The sequence below is a fragment of the Anaerococcus prevotii DSM 20548 genome (genome assembly GCF_000024105.1).
In the GTDB taxonomy this organism is placed as follows: domain Bacteria; phylum Bacillota; class Clostridia; order Tissierellales; family Peptoniphilaceae; genus Anaerococcus; species Anaerococcus prevotii.
The window spans coordinates 114,191-140,977 of the sequence record NC_013171.1 but is presented as its reverse complement, the minus strand read 5'-3'; the positions used below and the strand labels follow the sequence as shown (position 1 = coordinate 140,977).

Annotated in this window: 27 protein-coding genes; 11 read left to right on the top strand and 16 right to left on the bottom strand. The window is 37.4% G+C overall.

Features of this window, described 5'->3' with window-relative positions; genetic code table 11:
• Positions 1–103: 103 nt before the first annotated feature.
• Genes panD through APRE_RS00595 form a run of 3 tightly spaced genes read left to right on the top strand, consistent with a single transcriptional unit; the run spans position 104 to position 2,316 of the window.
• The gene (gene panD / locus APRE_RS00605; protein ID WP_012803589.1) at positions 104–487 is read left to right on the top strand and encodes an aspartate 1-decarboxylase; all 384 of its coding nucleotides are present in this window, start codon (positions 104–106) and stop codon (positions 485–487) included.
• Between the two features lie 52 nt (positions 488–539).
• Entirely contained in the window at positions 540–1,379 is an 840-nt protein-coding gene (panC, locus tag APRE_RS00600) for a pantoate--beta-alanine ligase (RefSeq protein WP_012803588.1), read from the top strand.
• Between the two features lie 4 nt (positions 1,380–1,383).
• Positions 1,384–2,316, top strand: a complete 933-nt coding sequence (locus APRE_RS00595; RefSeq protein ID WP_012803587.1) for a bile acid:sodium symporter family protein — start codon at positions 1,384–1,386, stop codon at positions 2,314–2,316.
• Between the two features lie 235 nt (positions 2,317–2,551).
• Here the strand turns inward: APRE_RS00595 and APRE_RS00590 are convergent, their stop codons facing one another.
• From APRE_RS00590 to APRE_RS00575, 5 genes are all read right to left on the bottom strand, one after another.
• Complete coding sequence (locus APRE_RS00590; RefSeq protein WP_012803586.1) at positions 2,552–2,977, bottom strand: MaoC family dehydratase; 426 nt, start codon at positions 2,975–2,977, stop codon at positions 2,552–2,554.
• Between the two features lie 13 nt (positions 2,978–2,990).
• Positions 2,991–4,064: a class III poly(R)-hydroxyalkanoic acid synthase subunit PhaC gene (gene phaC, locus APRE_RS00585; RefSeq protein WP_012803585.1), complete on the bottom strand. Its 1,074-nt coding sequence runs from the start codon at positions 4,062–4,064 to the stop codon at positions 2,991–2,993.
• Positions 4,065–4,096: 32 nt separating this feature from the next.
• A complete protein-coding gene (locus tag APRE_RS00580; RefSeq protein WP_012803584.1) occupies positions 4,097–5,281 on the bottom strand; it encodes a poly(R)-hydroxyalkanoic acid synthase subunit PhaE in 1,185 nt (394 codons plus the stop codon).
• A gap of 318 nt (positions 5,282–5,599) precedes the next feature.
• Complete coding sequence (locus APRE_RS09860) at positions 5,600–5,746, bottom strand: hypothetical protein (RefSeq protein ID WP_245941891.1); 147 nt, start codon at positions 5,744–5,746, stop codon at positions 5,600–5,602.
• 48 nt (positions 5,747–5,794) lie between these two features.
• A complete protein-coding gene (locus APRE_RS00575; RefSeq protein WP_245941890.1) occupies positions 5,795–7,012 on the bottom strand; it encodes a PTS transporter subunit EIIC in 1,218 nt (405 codons plus the stop codon).
• A 128-nt stretch (positions 7,013–7,140) separates the two neighbouring features.
• Between APRE_RS00575 and APRE_RS00570 the strand changes: the two genes are divergently transcribed.
• The 5 genes from APRE_RS00570 to APRE_RS00550 all read left to right on the top strand — a co-directional run bounded on the left by APRE_RS00570 (position 7,141) and on the right by APRE_RS00550 (position 12,979).
• Positions 7,141–8,109 carry a substrate-binding domain-containing protein gene (locus APRE_RS00570; RefSeq protein WP_012803583.1) on the top strand — a complete coding sequence of 323 codons (969 nt, stop codon included), beginning with the start codon at positions 7,141–7,143 and terminating at the stop codon, positions 8,107–8,109.
• Between the two features lie 64 nt (positions 8,110–8,173).
• Positions 8,174–8,677, top strand: a complete 504-nt coding sequence (locus tag APRE_RS00565) for an LURP-one-related/scramblase family protein (RefSeq protein WP_012803582.1) — start codon at positions 8,174–8,176, stop codon at positions 8,675–8,677.
• A 9-nt stretch (positions 8,678–8,686) separates the two neighbouring features.
• Positions 8,687–9,709, top strand: a complete 1,023-nt coding sequence (locus APRE_RS00560) for a M42 family metallopeptidase (RefSeq protein WP_012803581.1) — start codon at positions 8,687–8,689, stop codon at positions 9,707–9,709.
• Positions 9,710–9,886: 177 nt separating this feature from the next.
• Entirely contained in the window at positions 9,887–12,559 is a 2,673-nt protein-coding gene (locus APRE_RS00555; RefSeq protein WP_012803580.1) for a cation-translocating P-type ATPase, read from the top strand.
• A 177-nt stretch (positions 12,560–12,736) separates the two neighbouring features.
• Positions 12,737–12,979 carry a hypothetical protein gene (locus tag APRE_RS00550; protein ID WP_012803579.1) on the top strand — a complete coding sequence of 81 codons (243 nt, stop codon included), beginning with the start codon at positions 12,737–12,739 and terminating at the stop codon, positions 12,977–12,979.
• Between the two features lie 51 nt (positions 12,980–13,030).
• Here the strand turns inward: APRE_RS00550 and APRE_RS00545 are convergent, their stop codons facing one another.
• The 4 genes from APRE_RS00545 to APRE_RS00530 form a co-directional block, all read right to left on the bottom strand.
• Positions 13,031–13,981: a magnesium transporter CorA family protein gene (locus APRE_RS00545; protein ID WP_041449722.1), complete on the bottom strand. Its 951-nt coding sequence runs from the start codon at positions 13,979–13,981 to the stop codon at positions 13,031–13,033.
• Between the two features lie 89 nt (positions 13,982–14,070).
• Positions 14,071–14,994 carry a 2-dehydropantoate 2-reductase gene (locus tag APRE_RS00540; RefSeq protein WP_012803577.1) on the bottom strand — a complete coding sequence of 308 codons (924 nt, stop codon included), beginning with the start codon at positions 14,992–14,994 and terminating at the stop codon, positions 14,071–14,073.
• Between the two features lie 43 nt (positions 14,995–15,037).
• A complete protein-coding gene (locus APRE_RS00535) occupies positions 15,038–15,598 on the bottom strand; it encodes a chromate transporter (protein ID WP_012803576.1) in 561 nt (186 codons plus the stop codon).
• The gene (locus APRE_RS00530; protein ID WP_012803575.1) at positions 15,591–16,130 is read right to left on the bottom strand and encodes a chromate transporter; all 540 of its coding nucleotides are present in this window, start codon (positions 16,128–16,130) and stop codon (positions 15,591–15,593) included. The genes APRE_RS00535 and APRE_RS00530 overlap by 8 nt, the downstream gene beginning before the upstream one ends.
• Positions 16,131–16,224: 94 nt before the next feature.
• Between APRE_RS00530 and APRE_RS00525 the strand changes: the two genes are divergently transcribed.
• The gene (locus APRE_RS00525) at positions 16,225–16,761 is read left to right on the top strand and encodes a sunset domain-containing protein (RefSeq protein ID WP_012803574.1); all 537 of its coding nucleotides are present in this window, start codon (positions 16,225–16,227) and stop codon (positions 16,759–16,761) included.
• Positions 16,762–16,775: 14 nt separating this feature from the next.
• Positions 16,776–17,432 (top strand): HAD family hydrolase, encoded by a 657-nt coding sequence (locus APRE_RS00520; RefSeq protein ID WP_012803573.1) that lies wholly within the window; start codon positions 16,776–16,778, stop codon positions 17,430–17,432.
• A 25-nt stretch (positions 17,433–17,457) separates the two neighbouring features.
• On the opposite strand, the gene APRE_RS00515 is transcribed toward APRE_RS00520, so the two are convergent.
• A complete protein-coding gene (locus APRE_RS00515) occupies positions 17,458–18,822 on the bottom strand; it encodes an MATE family efflux transporter (RefSeq protein ID WP_012803572.1) in 1,365 nt (454 codons plus the stop codon).
• A gap of 341 nt (positions 18,823–19,163) precedes the next feature.
• Here APRE_RS00515 and APRE_RS00510 point away from each other — a divergent pair, with 341 nt between their 5' ends.
• Positions 19,164–20,570: an alanine/glycine:cation symporter family protein gene (locus tag APRE_RS00510; protein ID WP_012803571.1), complete on the top strand. Its 1,407-nt coding sequence runs from the start codon at positions 19,164–19,166 to the stop codon at positions 20,568–20,570.
• A 46-nt stretch (positions 20,571–20,616) separates the two neighbouring features.
• Here the strand turns inward: APRE_RS00510 and sdaAA are convergent, their stop codons facing one another.
• The 6 genes from sdaAA to APRE_RS00480 all read right to left on the bottom strand — a co-directional run bounded on the left by sdaAA (position 20,617) and on the right by APRE_RS00480 (position 26,787).
• Positions 20,617–21,492 carry an L-serine ammonia-lyase, iron-sulfur-dependent, subunit alpha gene (gene sdaAA, locus APRE_RS00505; RefSeq protein WP_012803570.1) on the bottom strand — a complete coding sequence of 292 codons (876 nt, stop codon included), beginning with the start codon at positions 21,490–21,492 and terminating at the stop codon, positions 20,617–20,619.
• A 1-nt stretch (position 21,493) separates the two neighbouring features.
• Complete coding sequence (gene sdaAB / locus APRE_RS00500) at positions 21,494–22,156, bottom strand: L-serine ammonia-lyase, iron-sulfur-dependent subunit beta (protein ID WP_012803569.1); 663 nt, start codon at positions 22,154–22,156, stop codon at positions 21,494–21,496.
• Between the two features lie 81 nt (positions 22,157–22,237).
• Complete coding sequence (locus APRE_RS00495) at positions 22,238–23,464, bottom strand: dicarboxylate/amino acid:cation symporter (protein ID WP_012803568.1); 1,227 nt, start codon at positions 23,462–23,464, stop codon at positions 22,238–22,240.
• A gap of 297 nt (positions 23,465–23,761) precedes the next feature.
• Positions 23,762–24,208, bottom strand: a complete 447-nt coding sequence (locus tag APRE_RS00490; protein WP_012803567.1) for a MaoC/PaaZ C-terminal domain-containing protein — start codon at positions 24,206–24,208, stop codon at positions 23,762–23,764.
• A gap of 69 nt (positions 24,209–24,277) precedes the next feature.
• The gene (locus APRE_RS00485) at positions 24,278–25,426 is read right to left on the bottom strand and encodes a haloacid dehalogenase-like hydrolase (RefSeq protein ID WP_012803566.1); all 1,149 of its coding nucleotides are present in this window, start codon (positions 25,424–25,426) and stop codon (positions 24,278–24,280) included.
• Entirely contained in the window at positions 25,423–26,787 is a 1,365-nt protein-coding gene (locus APRE_RS00480) for a class II fumarate hydratase (RefSeq protein WP_012803565.1), read from the bottom strand. The genes APRE_RS00485 and APRE_RS00480 overlap by 4 nt, the downstream gene beginning before the upstream one ends.

Below are 26,787 nucleotides of genomic sequence, written 5' to 3'. Positions count from 1 at the left end.
TATATACTTAGCTAATAAGACTCAAATAATTTGTTACTTAGAGGCTATCGATTTTTATTGTTAAAAAATAAATTATTGATAGCCTTATTTTTAGGGAGAATGTATGAATATAGAAATGTTAGAAGGAAAAATTCATAGGGCTAGAGTCACCGAGGCCAATCTCGATTACGTAGGCTCTATAACAGTTGATATTTCTTTGCTAGAAGAATCTGGCATAAGGGAATATCAAAAAGTACAAGTTGTCGATGTTAATAATGGAAATAGAATAGAAACCTATACTATAGCAGGAAAGAAGGATAGCGGAGTAATCTGTCTAAACGGAGCTGCTGCAAGGCTTTTTTCTACAGGGGATAAGGTAATTATCATGGCTTATGCTTCTTATAGCGAAGATGAGCTTAAGGATTACAAGCCAAAAGTTGTCTTTGTAGATGATGATAATAAGATTACTAAAGTGTCTAATTACGAAAAATACGGAACTTTATCATAAATAAAAACAAGTGGTGTTTGGGGCTATCTCTAATAAAATTAGAGGAGAATTTATGAAAATTATCAAAAATATTGATGAACTAAGAGAAAATCTTAAAAAAGCAAAAATCGAGGGTAAATCCATAGGTCTTGTGCCTACCATGGGCTATTTACATGAAGGACACGCCAGCCTTATAAGAAGGGCTAGGAAAGACAATGATATAGTAGTTGTATCTGACTTCGTAAATCCTATCCAATTTGGACCAAATGAGGACTTACTTACCTATCCAAGAGACTTAGAAGCTGATAGCAAAATATGCGAAGAAATCGGAGTAGATTATATTTTTGCACCAGAAGCAAGTGAAATGTATCAAGATAAAAAGGTCTTTGTAGATATAGAAGATATGTCTGATCACTTGTGTGGGGCAAAACGTCCAGGACATTTTAGAGGAGTGCTTACAGTTTGTAGCAAATTGTTTAATATTACTGGAGCTGATAGAGCCTATTTTGGACAAAAAGATGCCCAACAGGTCGCAATAATCAAAAAACTCGTAAGTGACCTAAATATTCCTATCGAAATAATCCCTTGCCCTATAGTTAGAGAAGAGGATGGCCTCGCCCTTTCATCAAGAAACACCTACTTATCAAAAGAAGAAAGGAAAGCTGCCCTTTGCCTATCCAAAGCCATATTTGCTGGAGAAAAACTAGCTAAGGAGGGCGGAAGTGTAGAAGAAGTAATCGAGAAAATGGAAGAAATAATCGATAGCGAAGAACTTTCAAAAATAGATTACATTAGTGTTGTCAATCTTAAAACCATGGAAGATGCGAATGATTTTGACGGAGATAGGCTAGTAGCTATAGCTGTTTATATAGGAAAAACACGCCTAATAGATAACTTTATCTACAGGAGCTAATCTTATGGAAAAAATAGCTTCACTTTCAAGAAAAATCACCCAAAATATCGGCCTAATAATAATAGTTTTTTCTGTAATAGCTTACTTTATTCCAGATTATTTTTCCTGGATGACAAATTATACGACCATCTTCCTAGCCCTTGCCATGTTTGGTATGGGAACTAGTATTGATGTAGATTCCTTTAAGGAAATTCTCAAACATCCAAAGGAAGTAATGATAGGCTCTCTCACCCAATTTACTATTATGCCTCTTCTAGCCTACTTGCTTGCAGTAGTTTTCGGATTAAATAAGGACATAGCCCTTGGGGTAATCCTAGTTGGATCTTGTCCTGGAGGAACTGCATCAAATGTGATAACTCATATAGCAAATGGAGATGTATCCTTATCTGTATCGATGACGATTCTCTCTACCCTCCTTGCGCCTCTTGTAACTCCCCTTCTAGTCTACTTGTTAGCTGGTAAATGGGTAGAGGTTTCAATATTTGCTATGTTCAAATCAGTTGTTACAGTAATCCTTCTGCCTGTACTTCTTGGAATTTTCGCCAAAAAAATAAGTCCTAAGGGCGTAGAAAAGTCAAAGGACATCTTCCCTTTGATCTCATCTTTGGCAATTATCCTAATAATCGCAGGTATTATCGGAGCTAACTCCGAAAAAATAAGACAATCAGGTCTTATAGTCTTACTCATAGTTATGATCCACAACGCCCTAGGCCTTGCTGGAGGACTTTTTATAGGAAAACTTGCAAAGATGGACTACGACAAAGAAACAGCCCTAGCTATAGAAGTAGGCATGCAAAATAGCGGGCTTGCCATTCAACTTGCAACAGCAAATTTCGCCCTAAATCCACTGGCAACCCTACCTGGTGCAATATTTTCAATATGGCATAATATATCCGGGTCAATTTTTGCATCAATCAGAAGGAAACATAAGGTCTAATATTATATATTTGAAAATAAATCGTCCCTCATATTGTAGAAATCTAAAGATAAAGCTATAAATTAACTTCTTAAATCGTAGGCTTTCTGAAAGCATACTACTCATTTAAGCTAATTATCCTAAGATTCTACAAAAAAGGGACGATTTTTATCTTCTGAAATTTTTAATATTTATATGATTAGACAAGTTTTTTCAATAAATTTTTCACCCATCTAAGCTCATCCTACACTAAAATTTACTTTGGAGCTAAAACTAGGGCCTTGCCATCTATTACTACTTCACCATCTTGGTTGGTGCAGACTGTCCTTAAAGTTAGTCTGTTTTTTTCTTTGATAATTTCTTCTACTGTGCATGTTGCTGTAATGGTATCTCCAAATCTAACAGGCTTTAAGAATTTTAAGTCTTGGCCTAGATAAATTGTTCCAGGGCCTGGAAGCTTTGTTCCTAATACTGCAGATATAAAACCTGCGCTTATCATACCATGGGCTATGCGAGTCTTAAAGAAAGTATTCTTGGCATATTCCTCGTTGATATGGGCTGGGTTAAAATCACCAGAAACTCCTGCATAGTTATAGGCATCAGCTTCAGTTACAGTTTTAGTAAAAGATGCAGATTGACCAACTTCAACTTCATCTATTGTATATCCTTTAATATTTTCCATAATCGCTCCTTTCTCATCTAGAGCGTTTCTTTAACCATTCTACAACAGTTGGAGCAACTTCTCTTTGGCTCCTACCGCTTACAAACATTCCTATGTGGCCTGTTGGAAAGCCCTTTGCTGTGTAATCCTTGCTCCCTACAAGATCTTTCATAGGAATTGTTGCCTGGTTAGGAACTTGATTGTCTTTTTCTGCATAGAGATTTAGGACAGGTTGGGTAATCTTTTTAAGATCTACCTTCTTGCCAGCAACTTCCATCTCGCCCTTGCATAGTTTATTTTCCTTATACATTGAGTTTAGGAAGTCCTTGTAGGCCATACCTGCTTGACCTGGAGAGTCGAATATCCATTTTTCCATAGTCATAAAGTTTGATAGGTGGTCTGGCTCATCCAGGTCATTGATTACATCAACATACTTATTAACCATGAGCGAAATTGGTTTTAGAGTTAGAAATCCTGTATTCATAAACTCGCCTGGAACTACTCCGTAGGCCTCAACCATCCTATCTGGGTTTAAATACTTACCCCATCTAAATAAAAGTCCATCATCCGTAGAGAAATCTACAGGTGTTACCATTGTTACGATATTTTTAATCTTGTCTGAGTGAAGAGCTGTATACATCAAGCTAAATGTTCCGCCCTGACAAACACCCAATAGATTTATCTTGTCTACCTTGTTTTCCTTTTTGATATATTCTACACAATCGTCAATATAAATATTGATATAATCGTCCAAGGTCAGGTACTTATCTTCCTGAGTAGGAAAACCCCATTCGATTAGATATACATCTAGTCCGCTATCAACAAGTTTTTTGATGAAGGATTTCTCCTGACCGATATCCATCATAGATGGTGTATTTACCAAGGCATATATTATCAGAGTTGGAACCTTGCTCACATAGGCAGCTGATTTCTTGTAGTGGAAGAGCTTTAATTTATCTTCTTCGAAAACGATTTCTCTAGCTGTTTGATTTGCTTGATTTTCCTTTACATCCATCATAGACTCAAAGCTTTTAAGGAATTTCTCTTGGGCCTTAATATTTTCTTGTATGCTTGTTTTAATATCGAAAAAATTGAAATCACCGTACATTAATCATTACCTCCCTTAAGCCAAAGCATAAGTTACTGTTTATTATTTTCTTTAGCAAGCTCTTCTTTTAACTCTTCTAATTCCTTCTTTAAGTCTCTAATTTCACGTCTTAGGTCGTATACTTTCTTGTAAACTCCATCAACTTGGGACATGGTAACTATCGGTAGGTCTGCTAGAGCCTTTTCTATAACCTTGTCATATTCAATTTTAAAAATCATAGCAGAATCTGCTGTTTTGGCTATAAGTTTTGAGAATTCATCTGTATAGAAATAATTTTCTATAGCATTTTCTACATGCTTAGACCACATATCATAGAATTCCTTAAAAGTTTTAGCTTTTTCTCCATTTTCAATTGACTTAGCATAGTCACTAAAGGCTTCCTTAGAATATTTGTATCCTACTGATGAGGCTTTGGTCATAAACTCTGATACAGATACTAACATCTCGATCATTGCATCTATAGCTCTGTTGTTTTGCTCAAGCATCTCTCTTGATGAGCCTACTACTGGAGATTTAACGAGAATTCCGAAAGTCTTATCGTAAGCCTCTTTCCATTGTTTTAGAGTATCAGATAGTTTCATTGGGTCTTCGAAAATACTTTCCATAGTTATGTCAGCTATGTTTTGGTAGGCGTAAGACCATGGTCCAAGGAAGTTTTCCAAAGACTTATAATAAGTCTTTACATAAGATTGAGAATCAATCATTAATCCCTGAAACTCTTTAGGTAAGAGTGGAATTAAGTTATTCATAAAAATCTTGTTGAATTGCTCAACCATTGAATCCATATTATCCTTATAAGATTTGGCTCCTGGTTTTACAAATTGTTCGTTAAACTTCTGCCATTGTTCGTAGGCTGCAAGGTAAAGCTTTTGTGAATTTTGCATCTTTTCAAAAACTTCGCGGCTAAAAGGCGCCATAAACTTGCTCGCATCAAAAACATTGTACTGATCCATCATGTTAATCCATGTTGTATAAGGACTATTAAACATAGGGCCTTGGCCAGACATAGTTTTCATCATATCCTGCCAATTTTTGTACCAGTTTTGTTGGTAATTCATCCAATCATTTACACTGTTGAAGTCAAAAGCTTTATCTTTCTTATCTTCTTCATTTACATTTTCTTCTCTTCCAAGTTTTGTGAAAGATTCTATCCAATCATTCATCATATCTTGACTTTTAGTAAACATTTCTTTCCATGCATTATAATTTTCAGTCATATATTCCTCCATTTTATTTTGTCAATTACCAACGTTAAGATGAATGTTTTATTCATTACTTTATTACCCAAATCTCGTAATTGATAACATTATTTTATTATTATGCTAAATTATTTAGTGATAACTTTCTTTAAAAAGCTAGGAAACTATGCATTTTCATTCATATTCATCTTAAGAAAAGAATAAATAAAAAATCGCCTCCTATTTTTTGAAGAAATTCAGGAGACATAAGTTAGTAAATAGCGCATTTACCATTAAGAAGTACCTAAATTTCTTTTAACAAGAGACGATATTTATTCATTTTTCTAAATTTATACTCTACTTATTTTCTTTAAGCATCTTATCTGAATATCCTATGGTATAAGTTAGAGCAAAGCTTACTCCTCCTGCTATTAAAAGCATTAGGATATACATTAAAAGGTTATCTAGATATAAGAGCATGCCTGGAATAACTGTTACTGCCATTCCTGTTCCTTCTATCTTAAAGATTGAAGCGAAAAATCCTCCTGCTACTCAACCAACCATGCCCATTACAAATGGTTTGACAAATCTTAGGTTGATACCGAAAATCGCTGGTTCTGTGATACCTAGGGCTGCTGATAGGGCTGATGGATAGGCTATTTGCTTAATCTTTTTATCCTTGGTCTTGATAGCTACTGCAAGAACTGCTCCAGCTTGACCTGCTGTCGCTGCTGATAAGAGAGCGTTGAAGGCGTTTCTTCCGTTATCCGCTAGAAGTTGTACTTCAAGGAAGTTAAAGATGTGGTGGATTCCTGTAACTACGATTAGTTGTTGAAGTCCTCCGATTAGGATTCCTGCTATACCGAAAGGAAGTCCTAGGGCCCACTTAGTTGCCTCGAGTACTACGACTTCTAGTTTGTGGAAGACTGGTCCTATTGCAAATAGAGAAAGCACGCTCATTATAGCCAAAACTAAGAAAGGTGTAAGAAGTAAGTCCAAGCTATCTGGTATTACTTTTCTTAAATTTCTCTCAAGTTTTGCTCCAATTAGACCTGAAATAAAGGCAGGAAGCACAGTTCCTTGATATCCTACAACTGGAATAAATCCAAACATGATAATAGGACTTGCGTCTCCACTTGCTACTTGGTAGGCATTAGGTAGGTTTGGGTGAACTAGCATCAAACCTAGGACGATTCCTATAACAGGGCTTCCCCCAAATACCTTAAAGGCTGACCAAGCCACTAGGGCTGGCAAGAAAGCAAAGGCTGTATCTGTTAGTATTTGTGTCCACATCAAGAAGTTTTGGGAGATGTCATCTGGCGTCATAGAAAAAACTCTAAGAACTTCTTCTTGGGTGAGAAGTCCTCTTAGTCCCATGAAAAGTCCCGTAGCTACAAGGACTGGAATAATAGGAACAAAGACATCACCAAAGGTCTTTATAGCACGTTTTAGTGGATTTTTTTGGTTTTTCGCTTTATTTGCCACTGCCTTATCGTGAATTTTAGAAAAGTCATCTGGTAAATCTTCCTCTAGGGACTCGTAGGCATCGTAGACCTTGTTTACTGTTCCAGTTCCAAAGATTATTTGAAGTTGTCCTTCATTAAACATTGCGCCCTTGGCTCCTTCAAGGTCATTGGCCAAGTCCATATTGATTTTATCCTTATCGTAGACTTCAATTCTAAGTCTAGTTGCACAATGTGCGACTGAGGAAATGTTTTCTCTTCCTCCAGCGGCCCTTATGGCCTCTTCTGCTGCTTTTTTGTAATCCATAATTTCTCCTTTTGATAATTACAAATAATTGGGAACGGTTCCGTTAATATAATTATAGCAAAAACGTTTACTTTGTCAAATAATTTTTATTATTTTTATTTATTTGATATTATAGGAGTGGAGGATTTATGGCAAATATTAAAGATATCGCTGAACTAACAGGATTTTCAAAATCTACAATCTCCAGATATTTAAACAATGGTTCAGTAAGCGATAAGACAAAGAAGAAAATTAAAGAAGCAATAGATGAGCTTGGCTATGTTCCAAATTCCTATGCGAGAAATCTCAAAAAGACCAAGACTAATATCATAGGAATAATCATTCCAAACTTTATAGGCTATACCAAAAACACCGCCCTAAACGCTATTAATATCTACATGAAAGATACTAATTATTCCATGCTCCTATCTTCTTCCAATGACGATATGGACGAAGAAATAAGGATAATCGAAGAAATGGCAGGGCTTAATGTAGAAGGTATTATCCTTTTTGCCTCAAATATAACTCAAAGACACAGGGAAATTATAAAAGATTTAACAATCCCCCTTGTAATCTTCGGCCAAAAGCTTGATGGCTTTACTTCAATTACAGCCAACGATTATAAGGCAGGAAGACTTATGGCAAACTATATCAAGACCCTTTCCCACACAGAGATTTCTTATTTTGATGTAGGAGAATATGATGAAGCTGTAGGAGATAGGTTTTTAGGCTTGCGTGATGGATTAAGGGATAAAAATATAAAGATCAACCACCACCATTTCGACTTTACCAAAAAGACCGCCTACGAAAAGGCCAAGGAGATTCTTGCCAAGGAAGAATCGAGCTTCTATCTAGGGGCTACAGATAATATAGCCTTTGGTATTATTGAGGCTCTTAGGGAGAAGGAGATTAGGATTCCAGATGATATTTCTGTTGCAGGCTTTGGCAATTATGAAATATCTTCCATAATAAATCCTGCCCTCACTACGGTTGACTTCCCTTACGAAAAGCTTGGGACAGATGCTATCAAAAGTCTCATCAATCAGATCGAAGGAAATGAAAAGGAGATAATAGAACCCGCAGAAGCAAGACTTATCTTGAGGGATTCTACTAAGTAATTATGTTTTTCCTTCAAATTTGCCTCTACTATTTTGGGTATAATAAAAAATAAAAGGAATTTTTATGAAAAAATATTATTTCAAAGAGAAATTTTTCAAAATTACAGACCACTACCCCATCCTTGATGATAATGGAAAAAAGGCCTTTTTTGTAGATCAGAAATTTAAGTTTCTAGGCTATGAGGCGACCGTATCTGATGCAAATGATGTAGAGATTTTTACTATAAACAAGAAACTCATCTCCTTTCTTCCAGTCTATCAGGTTGATTTCAAAGATTCTAAGAAGAAAATGACAATAAAGTCTAATATTTCTGTCTTCAGAAAATCAATTGATGTCATAAGCGAAGAGGGCAAGATTAATGTTAAGGGAAACTTGTGGGATTATGAATTTAAGGCCTACTTTAAGGGTGATTTGATAGGAGAAGTTAGTAAGAAGATCCTATCCTTCACCGACCAATACCAACTTAAGGTCTACGAGGAGGATTTTACAGAAGAGCTCATAGCCCTTTGCCTATCCTTGAACAACATCAAGGACACGGAAAAGGAATCAACTAGGAATAATGATTAAGGAGAAAACATGGAAATATCAACAATAACAAAATATATAGAAGAACTCACCAATACACCATCACCAACTGGCTTTACAAAACTTGCCGAGAAGTATCTTATGGACGAATTTAAAAACTTAGGCTACAAGCCTTACCAAACCAACAAGGGCAATGTCGTTGTCCCTATTGTAGAAGGAGATGAAAATGGCCTCTTGCTTTCTGCCCACGTAGATACCCTGGGCCTTATGGTAAGAAGTGTGAAGGCTAACGGTAGGATTAAGGTAACAAGCCTTGGGGGCTATCCTTTTAACTACGCAGAAGGAGAAAATGTCACCATCCACACCAGGTCTGGCAAAACTTATACAGGAGTCTTCAGATTAAATGAACCTGCAGTCCACGGCTCATCCGACCCAAAGGAAGCCAAAAGAGATGATACTACTATGGAAGTTGTAGTAGATTCTATAACAAAATCTGCCGAAGAGACCAAGGCTCTAGGTATTACTAACGGAGACTTCATCTCTCTTGATCCAAGATTTAGAATTGATAATGGCTTCGTCAAATCTCGCCATCTAGACGATAAGGCAAGTGCAGGCGTCCTCCTTGCCCTCGCTAAGGAAATAAAAGAAAAGAATATCGAGATAAATAGACCTCTTTATATGACCTTTACAATCTATGAAGAAGTAGGCCACGGGGCAGCAAGCGGCCATCCAAAGGGAATTAGAGATATGGTAGCTGTCGATATGGGAGTTGTCTATGACGATCTCGCCTGTGATGAGACCATGGTTTCAATATGTGCTAAGGATTCTTCTGGCCCATACAATTATGATTTGACCAATGACCTAGTAGACCTTGCCAAAAATCTTGATATAGACTACGGCCTAGACGTATATCCTTACTATGGATCTGATGCCTCCGCTGCAGTGGCAAGCGATAACGACTTCCGCCACGCCCTAGTGGGAAGTGGAGTTGCAGCAAGCCACGGTTATGAGAGAACTCACGAAAAAGGATTAATGGGTCTTTATAAGCTACTCTTTAACTTTGTACAAAAATAGTCTTGTAATAAAGGCAATTTGTTATATAATATAAGTAAGCAAAAGGGAGTAGCCCAATTATTCAATCGTCAAAACGGAAATTTCCCGGTTGGATAAACCCTAGAAGGTGGCAAGACTTTTGGCATGGATTTGCCAAAAGTTTTTTTTATACCTTTTGTTAATATTAATGGAGGAATTATGGACTATAAAGGAAGTTTAAATGAAGTAATCAAAAAACATAATAGTGACCCAAACCGCGGTCTTACTTCCGATGAGGCAAGTAAGAGACTCGATAAATATGGCAAAAACATTATCGAATCATCTAACAAGAAATCTCTTGCCAAGAAAATCATCGAGCAAGTAGCAGATCCTATGGTAATCCTTCTTGTAATAGCTGCAATCGTGTCAGCCTTTACAGGAGATGCTATTGAATGCGGTATCATTATTGCAATCGTAGTAATCAACGCTATTATGTCCATCATCCAAGAAGGTCGTGCAGAAGACTCTGTAGCAGCCCTTCAAAAGATGAGCTCACCAGAAGCTACCATCATTCGTGATGGATCTAGAAAAAAACTAAAGGCCGAAGAGCTTGTGCCAGGAGATGTTGTAATCATTGAAACTGGAGATATCATTCCAGCTGACATGAGACTTCTCGAATCAAGCAACCTACAAATCGACGAATCATCCCTTACAGGAGAATCTGTCGCAGTAGAAAAGGACTTTAGTAAGGAATTTAATGAAGATGTTGGAATCGGAGATAGAGATAACTATGCCTTTTCATCATCTATAGTCACTTATGGCCACGGCAAGGGAATAGTCACAGCCACAGGCCATGAAACAGAAATCGGTAAAATCGCAACAAGTCTGGAAAACGTCGAGGCAAAAGATACTCCCCTACAAAAACAACTTAAGAAGCTATCCAAGCTCCTCGCTGTACTAGTAGTAATAGTTTGTATCCTAGTATTTGTAGTTGGATATTTTAGATCTGAAATGGATATGTTAGATAACTTCATGGTCGCAGTATCACTTGCAGTAGCTGCTATACCAGAAGGACTCACCGCAGTTGTAACCATCGTTCTATCAATCGGAATGAACAGAATGGCCGAAAGAAAGGCAATTGTTAAAAACCTTCTTTCAGTAGAAACCCTAGGTTCAACTACAGTAATCTGTTCAGATAAGACAGGAACATTAACTCAAAACGAAATGACCATCACCAAAATCTACGCTGATGGCAAGGAATTTGAAGTAGAAGGTTCAGGATATGAACCAAAGGGAGATATCCGAGATGATAAGGGTGAAATCGTAGAAAACCACGATCAAATCAAACTTCTCATGACCATAGCAAGCCTATGTAACGATGCCAATCTCACAAGAGAAGATGACATCTACAAGATCACAGGTGACCCTACAGAAGGCGCTATGCTTACACTTTCTGAAAAATGGAACATCAACCAAGAAAACCTAAACGAAAACCACCCAAGACTTGAGGAAATCCCATTCGATTCCACAAGAAAGATGATGACCACCTTCCACGAAAAAGAAGGAGACTACTACTCCTTTACCAAGGGTGCCCCAGATGTAGTCATAGATAAATGTACTAAGACCCTAGTAGATGGCCAAATCGTAGACTTTACAGAAGAGCTTAAGAAAAAGGCCCTCGAAGAAAATACTAAGCTTGCAAGCTCTGCTCTCCGTGTTATGGCCTACGCCTTTAGGAGCCTAGATAGTCTTGACCAAGACCTTACTACAGAAAATATCGAACGTGACATGGTCTTCGTTGGACTTACAGGCATGATCGATCCACCAAGACCAGAAGCTAAGGCTGCTGTTAAGGAATGCCACGCTTCAGGAATCGATGTAATAATGATTACAGGTGACTATTTCGAAACAGCCCTCGCCATAGCCAAGGATTTAGGCATAGCAACAAGCCGTGACCAAGCTATGCAAGGAAGCGAACTTAACAACAAGACAGAAGCAGAGATTAGAGAAATAGTAAAGACTAAGAGAATCTTTGCCAGAGTTTCTCCAGAAAACAAGGTTCAACTTGTAAAGGCCCTAGGCCAAAATGGTGAAATAGTAGCCATGACAGGGGACGGAGTAAACGATGCTCCAGCTATCAAGAATGCCGATATAGGTATATCAATGGGAATTACAGGAACAGACGTTGCTAAGGATACTGCAGATATGATTCTTGTAGATGATAACTTCGCAACAATAGTAAATGCGGTAGAAGAAGGAAGAGTAATCTTTGCAAATATCAAGAAGTTCGTCTCCTTCCTCCTATCTTGTAACATAGCAGAAGTCCTTATAGTTTTCTTGTCAATACTTTTCGGCCTTCCAAGCCCACTTACCCCAATCCAACTCTTGTGGCTTAACCTTGTAACAGATGCCTTCCCAGCCCTAGCCCTTGGAGTTGAGCCAGCAGAGCCAGGCATCATGGAAGAAGATCCAAGAGATCCAAGAGAGTCAATAATATCTGGAAAGACAAAGACAAATCTTATCTCTCAATCAATATTTATAACAATAGCGGTTCTCGGTGCTTACCTAGTAGGACTTAAGTGGATTTTCCCTAACTCAATTGAGGGAGCACACACAATGGTATTTGCAACACTTATCACAAGCGAACTTCTAAGAGCCTTCTCAGTAAGATCAGAGAAGTTCACATTAAAGGAATTAGGATTTGCCTCAAACCCACAACTAATCAAGGCAACAATCCTATCATTTGCCCTACTACTAGTGGTAATGTATGTACCAGTCCTAAGAGATCTTTTTGAAGTAGTATCTCTAAGCTGGGAATGGATACCAGTTCTAATACTTTCCCTAATCCCACTTATCCTAGGTGAGATTTCAAAAGTTGTTAGAAGAAAATAATAAATAAAAGTAAAGGGATAGATTGAATAATCTATCCTTTTTGTGTCCCATTTTTTAAGTATCTACTAGCAAGTATAGGATACTTTTCCAAAGTAAAAGAGTACTTGGTTTATAGTTATTGTAATAATTTGTGATATTTGATAGAATATGTGTAGTAATTATGTTTATTTATTAGGGATGAAAAGAGAAAGACAAGCTAGAAAAAAAGAAGAGGATACACAAAGCTCAAGCCAAGAGCAAGTAGATTTAGATCAAACTGTCGTTTCAGGAGTAGTAAAGGTATTTAACAATGACGAAATGATCGAATACCAAGACCGATATATAACAATTAGCTTCGGCCCTGATGACGGCTACTGGCAATCTGACTTCAGTCTACCAGTAGATGCTCCAAGGATGCTTAATGTTAATGTAGTAGAATAAAAATAAAAGCGGAATGTGACCTAGGCTAAGTCTCTTCCGCTTTATTTCTTCCTATTCATCAAGCCTTCTAAAAATAATAAATCCTAAAATAATACTAGCTAGGGATAGGATTATAACATATATATAACCAAAGTTCCATTCAAGCTCCGGCATATTATCAAAATTCATCCCGTACCAACCTGTAATAATCGTAATCGGCGTAAAAATTGCAGTAATTACAGTAAGGATTTTCATGGTATTGTTCATCGAAAGGTCCATCTTGGATGTATAGGAATCCTTGACATTGTTAATATAATCATTGAGATAGGTGATGTTTGATGAATATCTTTCCACCCTAAAGGCTATTGATTTAAGATGCTTGATATCATCTTCATCAAAAATATCATTCTCATTTTCCGTAAGAAGCTCCAAAGTATCGATAAGCCTCTCATAAGAAGTGTAGAGGTTTAGGGCCTTATGCCTATTGTCCGTGATAATATCTATACTACTCGTAAGCTTTTTATTTTTTATAATCCTATCTTCGACAGCTGCCGTTTGATTTTTAATATCTTCAAAAACCCTAGTATGGTTGCTAATAAGAGCTGCTATGAAAAATTTAAGGAGCCTTCCTGGAGATCTTGCAGCAGATTTTTTACTGATCATTCTCCTAAAGGCAACTGAAGTAGAGGCATCCCTATCGTAGAGGTCTACGATTATAAGCCTATTATTTTCTATATAAAAACCGACGAGGTCTGATGTATCAAGATTGCCCTTGATATCGAGCATTTCAAGTATGGCAAAAGTATAGTTATCCTCAACCGCCATATAGGTCTTAGTAGAAATATCAGAAACTAACAAATCTATAATAGCATTGTCGAGTTTATAGGTCTTCGCAAAATCAATAAAGCTATCCTTGCCCAAATACATCAAATAAAAATCATCATCTTCTATAACATCATAAAAACTTTTTATATCACTTTTTTCAAAGCCATTATCCGTATCAAATTTATAAATATAGTCCATCTTCTCTCCTTCTCCTAGGAATAGTTCATCTACTACTATACCGATATTATTTCCCAAACAAAAAGAAGCCCTCTCGGACTTCTGAATATTTATTTTGCTCCTCTAATATCTTCCTTGGCGTGGATTAATTGAGTCACTATCTTGTTATATGGAGTAGCTATATTATGAGCCTTACCCTTTTCTACTACTGCTCCATTTATAAAGTCAATTTCTGTTTTTCTGTTTCTTTCTATGAGGTCTTGGTACATTGAAGGATGGTGGTCTTTGGCTTCTTCGGCTGTTTTGTAAATATATTCTAGCATCTCTTTTTTATCAAGATCGATTCCTTCAGCACGACCTACTTCTGTGAACTCCTTTACTAGTTCACTTATAATATCCTTAGACCTAGATGAATCGAAGAATTCTCCAATGGTGCATTCCATAAGTGAGGTCATGGAATTCATTGTTCCATTTACCATAACCTTTCTCCAGATGGCAAACATTACATCGTTATCGTATTTGGCTCCTAATCCTGCCTTATCTAATAAGCGAGCGATCTTTCTACCATTTTCCTCATCGTCTCCTATGTTTTGGACATCTATTGTGCCTTTGCCTGTAATTTCTATTTGACCAGGACCTGTAAGTCCTGCAGCCCATATGGTAACTCCCATATTGATTTGGTTTTTATCGACGAATTTTTCTAGAATCTTCTCATGGCCCATACCGTTAAGGAGACAAAGGATTTGAGTCTTCTCTCCAATAATTCCCTTAATAGCTTCCATCATAGCTTCTAGAGCCATTGATTTGGTCATTACTACTATTAGGTCTGCTTCTTCTTCCGCCTCTTCTGGTCTCATAGCCTTTATTTTTATCTTATCTTCGACTTTACCAGATACCATTAGACCATTTTCATTAATTTTATCTATATGATCTTGCCAGTAATCTAGTAAAATAACTCGACTGTCTGTATTTTTTTCTATATGATAGCCTATGGTTGATCCCATAGCTCCACTTCCTGCTATATAAACTAACATTTTCTTATCCTTTCTCTTACCTTCTACTTATACCCAGCCTAGCTTAGAGTTTTAGTAAAATTCCAAGCAGAGCTCCTATTATGATTACGACGATAGGATTTAGTTTCTTAAATTTCATTAATAAGCCTAAAAATACCACAAATATCCCTAAGGGAATTGGCCTTACTATATTTATTATATTTCCGCTTTGCCTAAAGGCTTCTAATTTAAATAAAGTCACAAATAATACCGAGCTCATAGCCCCCAGGATAAGGCCAGCTGTAGCAGGTCTTAAGGTTACGAAGGCATCCTTTACGACTTTAGAATTTTTGAACTTATCCATAGCTCTTGCTATAAATAAGATAATTATCACAGGTCCTGTTATTAGCGAAATCGTAGCTAAAACTCCTCCTAGATTTCCCTGGGCATTGATTCCTGCGTAGGTAGACATATTAATTCCAATAGCTCCAGGCGTTGATTCAGATACAGCAATCATATCTAGAAGCTCTTCATTAGAAAAGTAGCCAAACTTTTCTCCTATTTCATAAAGGAAGGGAATGGTTGCCATCCCTCCACCTACTGCAAAAAGTCCAATCTTAAAAAACTCCCACATCAATCTAAGCATTTTTCTTTCCCCTTCCTAAAAGTATTCCGAAAACTCCAACCGTAATCACGACTACAATTGGCGATATAGACAAAAATCCTATAGCTACAAAAGTCAAAATAAATACCATAAATTTAAGACCAGTATTAGCATCTTTCCTTATCATCTTAAGAACTGAATAAAAAACCAAGGCACAAACCGCAACCCTTATTCCAGCAAAGGCATGTTGGATTATGGCTAGATGACTGAAGCTTTGTAAGAACTTTGCTATGATAGAAATGATTATTATAGATGGACTAATAAAGCCCAGGCTTGCTACAATCCCTCCAATATTTCCGCAGACCTTGTAACCACAAAAGGTCGAGGTGTTGATTGCAATAATTCCTGGAGTGGATTGGCCAATTGCATAATAATCTAAGATTTCCTCATGGCTTGCCCAGCCCTTCTTATCGACTACTTCTCTTTCCAAAAGAGGAAGCATGGCGTAGCCTCCACCGAAGGTAAAAAGTCCCATCTTAAAAAATGTCAAATAAAGTTCTAATAAAGTATTCATAATATCTCCTTATAGCTAATTATATAGTAATTCTAGCTAAGAGGCAAAGCCTTTCATATGGTATAATGGATATATAATCTGAAGGAGGATATTTATGAAAAAGAAAAACTTGCTCGCTCTCTTCTTATCTCTCACAGCCTTAGGATTTGTGGGCACTAGTCTTGCAGATAATAACCCTAAAGACTTGCCTATCGTCTACTACGAGGACTACGACCTAGACGAAGCTATCGGACTTTCAAATGATGATAATAGTACAGAGGGGAAAGATACAGAAGAATCCGATTTAGAAAAAGCAACAGATTCTATCGAAGATGAGATTTCTAAAGAAGAAAAGGACGAAAGTCCATCTGAATCTACTGGTGATTCTGATTCTAGCCAAAGTTCTAAGCATAGCTTCCCATATCCTGCTGGAAATAGGCCAATCGAAAATCAAAAAACTAGACCTTACACCAGTAGAAAGAAAAACTATACAGCAGATTCTACAGAGGGTCCGATCAAGGGCAATAGACTTACAGGAGTCTATCACACCAGGGGTCAGAGGGACTATAACAAGATTTCTGTGGAAAATGTAACCTGGTTTTACTCAGAAGATGAAGCCATCAGCAAAGGTTACAGACACGCACAAAGATAGACGAAAGGATACAAATGTACGGACTAATATTTGATATTGACGGAACGATTCTAGATTCCATGCATATATGGATAAAGCCGCTTGAGGATATCTTTAAAAAATACGGCTATGACTTAAATAAAATCCCAAAAGAGAAAAAGGGTCATATAGAGGCTCTTCCCTTCTATGATATGTGTGATTTTCTATCGAAAAATATAGCAAGGGATATGACTAAGGATGAAGTTATTGATTATTTTGAACAAACTATAGAAAATGCCTATGCAAATGATCTCTTGCCTAAAGATGGAGCAGCAGATTTTTTAAAATACTTAAAGAAAAAGGGCTACACACTTTCTGTAGCATCTTCTACCGACTACAAATATCTAGAAAAGGCCCTAAAGAGACTAGAAGTATTTGACCTCTTCGACTTTTTGGCAACACCAGATACAATTGGATATAATAAATCAGAAAAAGAATTCTGGGAATATACGATCAAAAAACACGGAAAATCCCCAGAAGACCTAATCCTTTTCGACGACGCTCTATACGCCATAAAAGCAGCAAAGAAAGAAGGAATCAGGACAGTCGGCATAAAGGACTTTCCTTGGAATGATAAGGAGTGGGACTATATCAAAAAAGAATCTGATTCCTATGTAAATAATATTTCTGAATTTGAAATCGAAAATTTCTAATATTCAAGAAAAAGAGCCAGTTCATTTAAAGTCCTGGCTCTTTATAATGTCCATTTTTTAATTTCTTAACCTTCCTTGATAGGAAAATCATAGAAAGAATTCCCTTGAAGTTTGAGCTTAGGCTCATGGCGATCCATACTCCATGAACTCCCAAAAATGGCATAAGGATTAGGGAGATTGGGATTCTCGATGTATTCATCACAAGACCTATTACAGCTGGAGTTTTGGTATCAGAAAGCCCATTGAAGGCCCCAGCTAGACCAATTTCTATTGCCATCATAAGCTGGCTTAGGGAAAGGATTAATAGATAATCAGCTCCTAAGCTTATGGCCTCACTATCTCCTGGAGTGAATAGACTAAATAAATTATATCTAAAGAAAAATAGGACTAGACTTGCTATAAGTCCAATGCTTGCTACAAGCTTAAAGCTTACCTTTATTATATCTATTACCCTATCGATCTTCTTTGCCCCATAGTTTTGTCCGACAAGAGCCTGGATCCCTACTTGGATTCCCTCTGTCGTATTCCAGGAAATTGACTCAAGCTGAGCTCCGATTGAGGCTACTGCAACTGGAACCGGCCCGAAGCTTGCCATAAATCTATTTAGTATCATAGAAATCGAAGCATGAAAACCACTCAAAACTCCAGCAGGAAGTCCTAGCTTAAATATTTCCTTCTGCCAATTCATCCTATAATCAATCCTCGATATGGATTTCTTTATTATATCGTCCTGCCTTATGATAAGAAATAAAAAGCAAAGGCTAACCAAAAACTGACTAAAGATAGTCGCTATAGCAGCTCCTCTTATGCCTAAGGCTGGTAGAGGTCCAAAGCCAAAGATCAAAACCGGGTCTAGTATCATATTGGCAAGAAGACCTACTGCATTTATCTTAAAGGGGCTTATAGAATCTCCTAGGGCTGTGAAGGATTGTGAAAACATAGGATTTATAAAAAAGAAAATCATCCCACAAGCTACTATAAAAAGATATCTCTTTGCAGCAAGTTCCGCAGCATCGCCCAGGTTATAGGCTTCTATAAATATATTCCTAATAATTAAGACAAAAATAGTAAAGCAAAAACCTAAAATCATCGCCTGAATTATTCCATTATTTATTACCCTTACAGTCTCCTTTTCGTTACCTTGACCGTAAGATTGGGATGCGAAGACCCCTGTGCCCACCTTTGGTATAAGGGCAAGGGAGTTGGCTATCCAAAAGACAAATCCAGCAATACCCACACCTGCGACAGCATCGGTTCCTAGCCTTGATATCCAAATCATATCTACAAAACCGTAAGCAATTTGTATAAAGGCTGTTAGGGCTAGGGGGATTGAAAGTTTAACCAAGGTTTGCCAGATAGGGCCTCTTGTAAGGTCTAATTTCTGATTCATAATTCGCCTCTCTTTCAATAAAATTTCTCTATAAATTATATTAGCATTTTATTATTGAACAATTAAATCCCAGAAAGTCAAAATTTTTATATGATTTTTAGATAAGCATATATAGGAACTTAAAAAAACTATATTTAGCAAAAGCCTAATATCTATAGCCCCAAGTATTTCCATCATAAAGAATAAACAGTACAATAATTTTTGGTGATTTTCATAAAGAAATAAAAATAAGTTATGATATTTAAAAATTTATTTAACAACGGTATAATCTATCATTATGTTATCTTGTTAAAGTTATTTACTAAGCATAGCTTAATTTGAAATTAAATAAGGAGAAAATAATGGAAAATTTGAATATTATTATAGGAAAGATCAATACTGTCTTGTATTTCCCCATCCTTGTAGTCTTGCTTATTGCTGTAGGCCTGTATTTTACAATAAGAACAGGCTTTATCCAAGTAAGCCTTCTAAAGGAAGCCTTCAAGGTAATCAAGGAAAAACCAAAGGACGAATCAGATGTATCAAGCTTTCAAGCCTTGATGATATCAACAGCATCCAGAGTAGGAACTGGAAATATAGTTGGAGTATCTTCTGCCATATGTCTAGGAGGCTATGGAGCTGTGTTTTGGATGTGGCTTGTGGCTATAATAGGCTCTGCTAGTGCCTTTGCTGAGTCAACCCTCGCCCAAATCTATAAGAAAAAAGGGAAGCACAGCTCATACGGAGGTCCATCTTACTACATAGAAGAAGGTCTAAAGAGCAGAAAGCTCGGAGTAGTTTTCTCAATAGCTCTTATAGTTTGCTATGCTGTTGGCTTTAATATGCTTGCAAGCTTCAACCTTCAATCTTCCTTCCAATCTTACGGAATTTACAATCCTAATATTAGTCCAAAGATTATCGGAGGATTCTTCGCCCTTGCAGTTGCCTTTGTCATCCTTGGCGGAGGAAAGAGGATAATTAAGATCACCCAAAATATAGTTCCTTTTATGGGAATAATCTTTGTTGTAGTTTCACTTATCATGATAATCCTAAATATAGGAAGGATTCCTGAAGTCTTTAGGAAAATTATAGAAGATGCCTTCAACTTCAAGGCGATTTTCTCAGGTCTTGCCGGCTCATCCATGATTTTGGGTATGAAAAGAGGACTTTATTCCAATGAGGCTGGTATTGGTTCTGCACCAAATGCCGCTGCTGCCGCTGAGGTAAGCCATCCAGTAAAACAAGGACTTGTTCAAATGCTTTCAGTATTTATCGATACCCTCTTGATTTGCTCATCCACAGCCTTTATGGGCCTAAGCTCTGGTATAGATCCAAGTCCTGCCCTTGAAGGAGCACCTTTTATCCAAGAAGCCCTAGCAAGTGTCTTCGGTAACTTAGGATATTACTTTATATCAGCATCGCTCGTACTTTTTGGCTTTACAACCTTTATAGGAAATCTTTACTATGTAGATTCAAACTTTGACTATCTAGCTAAGAGAGAACTCGATGAGAAACAAAGAATACCTTATAGGATTCTTGCAGCATTTCTAATATTTTTCGGTGCCATCCAAGAGCAAGCCTTTGTTTGGAACCTTTCCGACCTATTTATGGGCATAATGGCTCTGATAAATCTACCAACGATTTTGATCTTATCAAATAAATTACTAGCCTGCCTGAAAGATTACAAGACTCAAATAAAAGAAGGCAAAGACCCAAGTTTTGTCGCAAAAGATATTGGGATAAAAGAAGAATTAGATTATTGGAAATAAAAAATAGACCCTAGCTGGAGTTTGTCCTAGCTAGGGTCTTTTTCGTCTATTCACCGTCTATATATTTTGCCTTAAGTTTAAGAGCTGATGGACAAACGGCTATACCGCCTTCACCTGTCTCTCTTAATCTTGCTGGTAGGACGTCTCCTACTCTCTTAAGAGCATCTACTGCTTCATCGAAGGTTACGATCATCTTAACATTGGCCATAGCCATGTCTGCACTTGCTAGGGCATTCATAACCCCATTAGCATTTCTTAGATTACATGGGAACTCAACCATGCCACCGATAGGGTCACATACAAGTCCTAGTATATTTAGTAGGGCTGCTGTGGCTGCATTTTCTTGAATTTGAATGTCATATCCTCTTAAGAAACATACAGCAGCAGCTGCCATTGCTGCAGCAGAACCTGTTTCAGCCTGGCATCCACCCTCAGCGCCTGCAAAAGTCGCATTGTCAAATATTACCTGACCAATTGCGCTTGTCACAAGAAGAGCCTTCTTAAGCTCATCATCACTATAACCGTATTTTTTATACATAGTCATAAGGGTTGCTGGAAGGATTCCCGACGATCCTGCAGTTGGAGCTGCAGCTATGATACCCATGGCAGCATTTATCTCTGATGTAGAAAGGGCCATAGCCATAGCAAGAGCTGGGGTTTCGCCAAGGACAGATTCTCCCTTGAGGAAATAATCGTGCATGCTCTTTGCATTTCCCCCAGTCATACCCGTAACTGAAATTACTTCAGTTTCAAGAGCTGCTTGGGCTGATTTTTTCATTACATCGAGGGTTCTTTGAAGCCTATCCCAGATTTCTTCCTCACTCTTTCCAGTGTTTTTAATCTCATCTTCTAGAGCAATTTCCCAAAGCTCACAGTTTCCTTCTTTACATCTTTCTTTTAAAGTTTTCATTTTAGTTAACATACTATACCCCTATATATTTGATAAAGGTAAAATCTTTACCATCTCTAATTTTTTGTAAAATATCTTCTCTTAGTGGTTCGTCTAGCTCACAAACTAACATTACATTATTATCTTCTTTAATAGTCTTCATAGTGTTGATATTGTAGCCATTATCGAAAAGAATTCCTGAAACAAAGGCTATTACTCCCTTTTGTTCAGCATAGCTCATGAAAAGAGTTGGCTTATTCGCCTTAAACTCGATTGCATTACCATTCATCTTTGTAATAACTATAGCTCCACCACCTATGGATGAGCCCTGAACTGAAAGGGCGTCCCTGTCAGGATATTTGAACACTATGTTTACTGTGTTTGGATGAACATCTCCAAGGTCAGTTTCTACAAAAGAATATTTAATGCCTGCCTTCTCGGCGTATTCGAAGGCATTGATAATCCTTTCGTCTTCTGGATCAAAGCCCAAAACTCCCCCAACCAAGGCCCTGTTTGTACCGTGACCCTTGTAGGTCTTGGCAAATGAGCCATGGAGGTAGAAGATAACCTCGTTAAAATTTCTATCTACCATACGTCTTGCTGTATGAGCGATCTTACAAGCTCCAGCTGTATGCGAGCTTGATGGACCAACCATATTTGGCCCGATTATATCAAAAACTGATGCATTAACTGTCATATCGTCTCCTTATATTTCTTAATAAACAAAAGGGCAGCATAGCCGCCCCATTCTTTTTGCAAAGGTAATAAGGCTATTAGCCTATTTAGTTTTGACTGGGTTTGGTTGCCAGTCTTTTTTACCTAGTATATTCTTATTATAAATTTTATCTACCGCTACTGCAAGCGCTGTGTCTCCAGAAATATTGGCAGCTGTTCCAAATGAGTCTTGGGTTAGGTATAGGGTTATTAGTAAGCTTGCCATTGTTGATTCTGGTGAAATTCCTACTACAGGTAGGAATGGTAGGGCACTCATTACCGCTCCACCTGGTGCTCCTGGTGCTGCAACCATTGCAATTCCAAGGATTGCTATAAGCCTTAGGATAAGCCCATAAGAGTGTGGCATATCGTACATTGTAAGGATTGTAAATGTACAAGCAGTGATTGTAATCATTGAACCTGGCATGTGGACTGTTGCACCTAGTGGGATTACAAAATCACCGATCTCACGACTTACACCGTTATTTTCAGCACATTGTAGGTTTACTGGAATGGTAGCTGCAGATGATTGGGTTCCAACTGCTGTTAGGTAACCTTTTACTTGATTTTTGAGCATAGTGAAAGGATTCTTTCCTGTATATGATCCTGATATTATAAATAAAACAGATACATATATCAAGTGAAGGGCTATTACGCAGATGAATATCTTCCAGAAGATGGATAATACTGCAAATACTGATCCAGATTTTGCCATTTTCGCAAAGTTACCTAAGATGAAAAATGGTAGTAGTGGAACGATAGCCTTAGCCAAAACATTGGTAATTATTATATTAAATTCACCAACTGCCTTGTAAAGGATTTCTCCTTGCTTTGTCTTTCTTAGCCAAGATATTGAGATACCTAGCATGAAAGCAAAGATAATAGCACTAGTTACATCAAAAAATGGTGTGATAGGAACCTCGAAGTATGGATCTATGCTAATTTCGTTAGAGCTTTGAATTGCAGAAACTTGTTCAGCTGAAATAAAGCCAGGGAAAATTGCATTTGACATAAAATATGACAAGGAACCACCGATTAGTGTTGACATATAAGCAAGTAAAACTGTTACTCCTAAAAGCTTACCTGCCCCCTCGCCTAGGTCTGCTATACCCTTGGTAACGAAAGCTAAAATCATAAGTGGGATTATGAAGTTTAGGAAAGCCCCGAAGATTGACGAGAATGTTACTGTGATTCTTGTAAACCACATTGGTAGATATAAGCCTACCAAGATACCGACTAAGATACCAAGAATCATTCTTGGAATTAGTCCAATTTTTTTAGTTTTTTGCATAAGTACTCCTTTTTAATTGCATTGTTGTAAACCTTTGCATCAATAAAGAAGATGCCTATGTAAAATTGCTTTTATAATAAAAGTGATATATGTTTATGAAAATCTTAACCAACATCTTCTTCAGAACTTAATTATACAAGAAGTATAAATTAATGTCAACTTTTTTATCAAACGTTTTCTTGTTTCTAAGTACTTCTTTGTATATTAAGCGATTTATAGAAGTTTTGAAATATCTAACTTCCCTCATCTACCTATTTATCTAGATAAATGATTGTCGTATCTTGAAAAATCATTTTCCTAAATACCATCTTTAGACCTAACCAGGGCCTGGGCTGTATATTCTGTCACTATTTCTCCTTTAGGATTTTCCGCTGTCATTTTAAAATCTACTAGGCCATCATTTCTACCTTCTCTTCTCTTCTTGCCTACTATTTCAACCTTAACCCTATATCTTGTATTTGCCAAAACGGGCCTTAGCCATTTGCAGGATAAGATGCGAGTTCCTGCTATAACACCATCCCTATCGATTCCTGTCCTAACCCAAGCTGCCCACAAGACTAGGTTGGCATAAGCTCCAGGCGCTATGAGCTCGCCAAATCTACTTTTCCTGGCAGCTTCTTTATCGACATGGATATCTCTAGGATCATATTTCTCGGATGCTTCTATGATTTCTTCCTCGCTAAAGATAACATCTTCTATTTCCTCATCAAAAACTTGTCCAATTCTATAATCTTCAAAAAACATATATCCTCCTAGTAACTTAATACCCGAAATAAGAAAAATCCCGCAAGTTAGGCTCACGAGATTAAAATATTATTCATTATATCCTTCTGATTTGTTGCTTGGAACAAAAGATGCTTCTAGTAAATTTCTTCCTTGAGAGTAATACCTAAGAGAGCCCTCCCGAGCTTTTTGTCTTAAATCATCTATTAAGCCGGAATTCGCCCTATGAATTATCAAGGAAAGATCAGTATGATCGAACTCCTTAAGCATGGCAAAATCACCGTCACTATCTCCTCCAACCATTATAGGCCCGTAATTTCTGTCGTTTTTGATGAGTTTATTAATAGTTTGGACCTTGCCTTCTCTGATACTTATAGGAAAATCTTTGTCGAACTTTGGAAGAATTTTTCCCTCATCGTCTTTCATAAGTCTTAGGCCTAAGACCTTCTCTTCCTTCATCTTATAATTATTATTAGTATCTGTCGCAAAGGCCCTCACTATATCTATGAAGGAGGCGGAAACTATATAGCAATCTATGCCGTTTTCTTCAAGACTTCGGTATAAATCTACCATCTCGTCCAAGGTTCTTATTCCAACAAAATATTTAATAGAGATCCTACCTGCCTCTGATTTAATGTCTGGAGACACAAATTCTTCAACTCTTATCCTCTCTTTTTTCATGGATGCGTAGGCACCTTTACAAAGATCGTAGACTTCCTCAGTCTTGTAATTTTTAAGAAGAAAGCTCATCCAACAATAAGGATCTTCTGCTTCCGGGTCGAATTCACTCGCCCTGTATCTGTAGAGCATCTTGCTTACAAATTCCTGATAGTAATCTGTATCTTGGACTTCCTCCAGAGTCTTTCCTCCTTCAAACCTATCTAGATTTTTGTAGAGTTTCTCATAAGCTCTTTTTATATCTTGGGAAATTAGATCGATGTTTACCCTTTGCTTATCTAGATTATTAAATTCCTTAGGGTAATCTTTCCTATCTACATTTTTTCTGATCAATTCATAGAACTCTTCTGGATCCATCTTGAAGCTTACATTCCTAACCATGTAATAGAGAAGGGCTTCCTCCACATCTCCTATGATCGAAGTGTTATCCCAATCAAAGACTGCGAAGGGTTTATTATCTGGATTGTAGGCCTCGTTGTCCTTGCCATGTTTTGCTATGAGCTTATTAATAGCTAGATAAATGCTCTCTTCCCAATTTAACCTTTTAATATATGTCTTCATATCATCTCTCTCGGATCTACTGTTTTTACAAAATCGGTATCCGACACAAATCCTAGCTCTTTGTTAGCCTCTCTTAGACTCAAGTTATTCTTGTGGGCAAACTTCGCAAGCTCTGCCGCCTTATCATAGCCTATAAGAGGACTTAGGGAAGTCACGAGCATGAGAGACTTATCGAGATTTTCTTCGATTTTTTCTTTGTTTGCTACAAGTCCTTCGATTAGGTGAATCCTAAAGGAGGTCATAGCCTTAGTTAGAAGCTTTATTGACTTAACCATATTATAAATTACCAAAGGCATGTAGGTATTAAGCTCCAGCTGTCCACTCGCATTGGCGATAGATATAGCTGTATCGTTGGCCATAACTTGGATAGCTACCATAGTCATCATCTCAACCTGGGTAGGGTTAACCTTTCCTGGCATTATTGATGAGCCCGGTTCATTAGTTGGAAGGATTAACTCCCCTATGCCAGTTCTTGGTCCGCAGGATAAGAATCTCAAATCATTGGCGATTTTGTTAAGGTCTTCTGCAAGGACCTTAAGAGCTGAGTGGACTCTCGCCATAGCTTGTTTGGAGGAAAGTCCTACAAATTTGTTGGAATCCTCTATAAGTCTTAGACCGCTGAGCTTTTCGAGGGTACTAATCATTTTTGAGCTATAGGCTTCTGGCGCATTAAGTCCAGTTCCTACAGCTGTTCCCCCGATTGGCAGTCTACGAAGATCTTCCATCAAATCTATCAGAGCCGCCTTATCTCTTCTAATAATCTCGCTATAGGCACGGATTTCACTAGATAGGGCTATAGGAGTTGCATCTTGGAGGTGGGTTCTTCCTGTTTTTATTATTCCCTCAAACTCCTTAGCCTTACTCTCAATCCCACCTATAAATTCATCTATTTCTGGCAAAAGCTCGTTTTCCAAAAGATTAAGACTTGCCATATGCATGGCTGTAGGGAAGGTATCATTTGAGCTTTGGGACTTATTCACATGATCGTTTGGATGAATTAAATTTTCCCCGCACTTTTCATTGGCAATATGGGCTATAACTTCATTCACATTCATATTGCTTTGGGTACCAGATCCCGTTTGCCAAACTGTAAGTGGGAATTGGTCGTCAAAGTCTCCATCAAGAATCCTATCTGCTGCATAGACAATGAGATTTTTTCTTTCTTCATCAATTTTTCCTAATTCAAAATTAACAATAGCTGCAGCTTTCTTTATAAGAGTTAGGGCCCTTATCTCTTCTTTTGGCATAAGATCTAAGCCTTTTGGGAAGTTCATAAAAGACCTTTGGGTCTGGGCACCCCAATACTTATCATTATCGACTTCTATCTCACCTAGACTGTCTCTTTCAATTCTCTTATCCAT

What these genes read in the sequence shown, in the direction of transcription:
- panD (WP_012803589.1), top strand. Translation starts at nt 104, where the DNA reads ATGAATATAGAAATGTTAGAAGGAAAAATTCATAGGGCTAGAGTCACC.
- panC (WP_012803588.1), top strand. Translation starts at nt 540, where the DNA reads ATGAAAATTATCAAAAATATTGATGAACTAAGAGAAAATCTTAAAAAA.
- APRE_RS00595 (WP_012803587.1), top strand. Translation starts at nt 1,384, where the DNA reads ATGGAAAAAATAGCTTCACTTTCAAGAAAAATCACCCAAAATATCGGC.
- APRE_RS00590 (WP_012803586.1), bottom strand. Translation starts at nt 2,977, where the DNA reads ATGGAAAATATTAAAGGATATACAATAGATGAAGTTGAAGTTGGTCAA.
- phaC (WP_012803585.1), bottom strand. Translation starts at nt 4,064, where the DNA reads ATGTACGGTGATTTCAATTTTTTCGATATTAAAACAAGCATACAAGAA.
- APRE_RS00580 (WP_012803584.1), bottom strand. Translation starts at nt 5,281, where the DNA reads ATGACTGAAAATTATAATGCATGGAAAGAAATGTTTACTAAAAGTCAA.
- APRE_RS09860 (WP_245941891.1), bottom strand. Translation starts at nt 5,746, where the DNA reads ATGGCAGTAACAGTTATTCCAGGCATGCTCTTATATCTAGATAACCTT.
- APRE_RS00575 (WP_245941890.1), bottom strand. Translation starts at nt 7,012, where the DNA reads ATGGATTACAAAAAAGCAGCAGAAGAGGCCATAAGGGCCGCTGGAGGA.
- APRE_RS00570 (WP_012803583.1), top strand. Translation starts at nt 7,141, where the DNA reads ATGGCAAATATTAAAGATATCGCTGAACTAACAGGATTTTCAAAATCT.
- APRE_RS00565 (WP_012803582.1), top strand. Translation starts at nt 8,174, where the DNA reads ATGAAAAAATATTATTTCAAAGAGAAATTTTTCAAAATTACAGACCAC.
- APRE_RS00560 (WP_012803581.1), top strand. Translation starts at nt 8,687, where the DNA reads ATGGAAATATCAACAATAACAAAATATATAGAAGAACTCACCAATACA.
- APRE_RS00555 (WP_012803580.1), top strand. Translation starts at nt 9,887, where the DNA reads ATGGACTATAAAGGAAGTTTAAATGAAGTAATCAAAAAACATAATAGT.
- APRE_RS00550 (WP_012803579.1), top strand. Translation starts at nt 12,737, where the DNA reads ATGAAAAGAGAAAGACAAGCTAGAAAAAAAGAAGAGGATACACAAAGC.
- APRE_RS00545 (WP_041449722.1), bottom strand. Translation starts at nt 13,981, where the DNA reads ATGGACTATATTTATAAATTTGATACGGATAATGGCTTTGAAAAAAGT.
- APRE_RS00540 (WP_012803577.1), bottom strand. Translation starts at nt 14,994, where the DNA reads ATGTTAGTTTATATAGCAGGAAGTGGAGCTATGGGATCAACCATAGGC.
- APRE_RS00535 (WP_012803576.1), bottom strand. Translation starts at nt 15,598, where the DNA reads ATGCTTAGATTGATGTGGGAGTTTTTTAAGATTGGACTTTTTGCAGTA.
- APRE_RS00530 (WP_012803575.1), bottom strand. Translation starts at nt 16,130, where the DNA reads ATGAATACTTTATTAGAACTTTATTTGACATTTTTTAAGATGGGACTT.
- APRE_RS00525 (WP_012803574.1), top strand. Translation starts at nt 16,225, where the DNA reads ATGAAAAAGAAAAACTTGCTCGCTCTCTTCTTATCTCTCACAGCCTTA.
- APRE_RS00520 (WP_012803573.1), top strand. Translation starts at nt 16,776, where the DNA reads ATGTACGGACTAATATTTGATATTGACGGAACGATTCTAGATTCCATG.
- APRE_RS00515 (WP_012803572.1), bottom strand. Translation starts at nt 18,822, where the DNA reads ATGAATCAGAAATTAGACCTTACAAGAGGCCCTATCTGGCAAACCTTG.
- APRE_RS00510 (WP_012803571.1), top strand. Translation starts at nt 19,164, where the DNA reads ATGGAAAATTTGAATATTATTATAGGAAAGATCAATACTGTCTTGTAT.
- sdaAA (WP_012803570.1), bottom strand. Translation starts at nt 21,492, where the DNA reads ATGTTAACTAAAATGAAAACTTTAAAAGAAAGATGTAAAGAAGGAAAC.
- sdaAB (WP_012803569.1), bottom strand. Translation starts at nt 22,156, where the DNA reads ATGACAGTTAATGCATCAGTTTTTGATATAATCGGGCCAAATATGGTT.
- APRE_RS00495 (WP_012803568.1), bottom strand. Translation starts at nt 23,464, where the DNA reads ATGCAAAAAACTAAAAAAATTGGACTAATTCCAAGAATGATTCTTGGT.
- APRE_RS00490 (WP_012803567.1), bottom strand. Translation starts at nt 24,208, where the DNA reads ATGTTTTTTGAAGATTATAGAATTGGACAAGTTTTTGATGAGGAAATA.
- APRE_RS00485 (WP_012803566.1), bottom strand. Translation starts at nt 25,426, where the DNA reads ATGAAGACATATATTAAAAGGTTAAATTGGGAAGAGAGCATTTATCTA.
- APRE_RS00480 (WP_012803565.1), bottom strand. Translation starts at nt 26,787, where the DNA reads ATGGATAAGAGAATTGAAAGAGACAGTCTAGGTGAGATAGAAGTCGAT.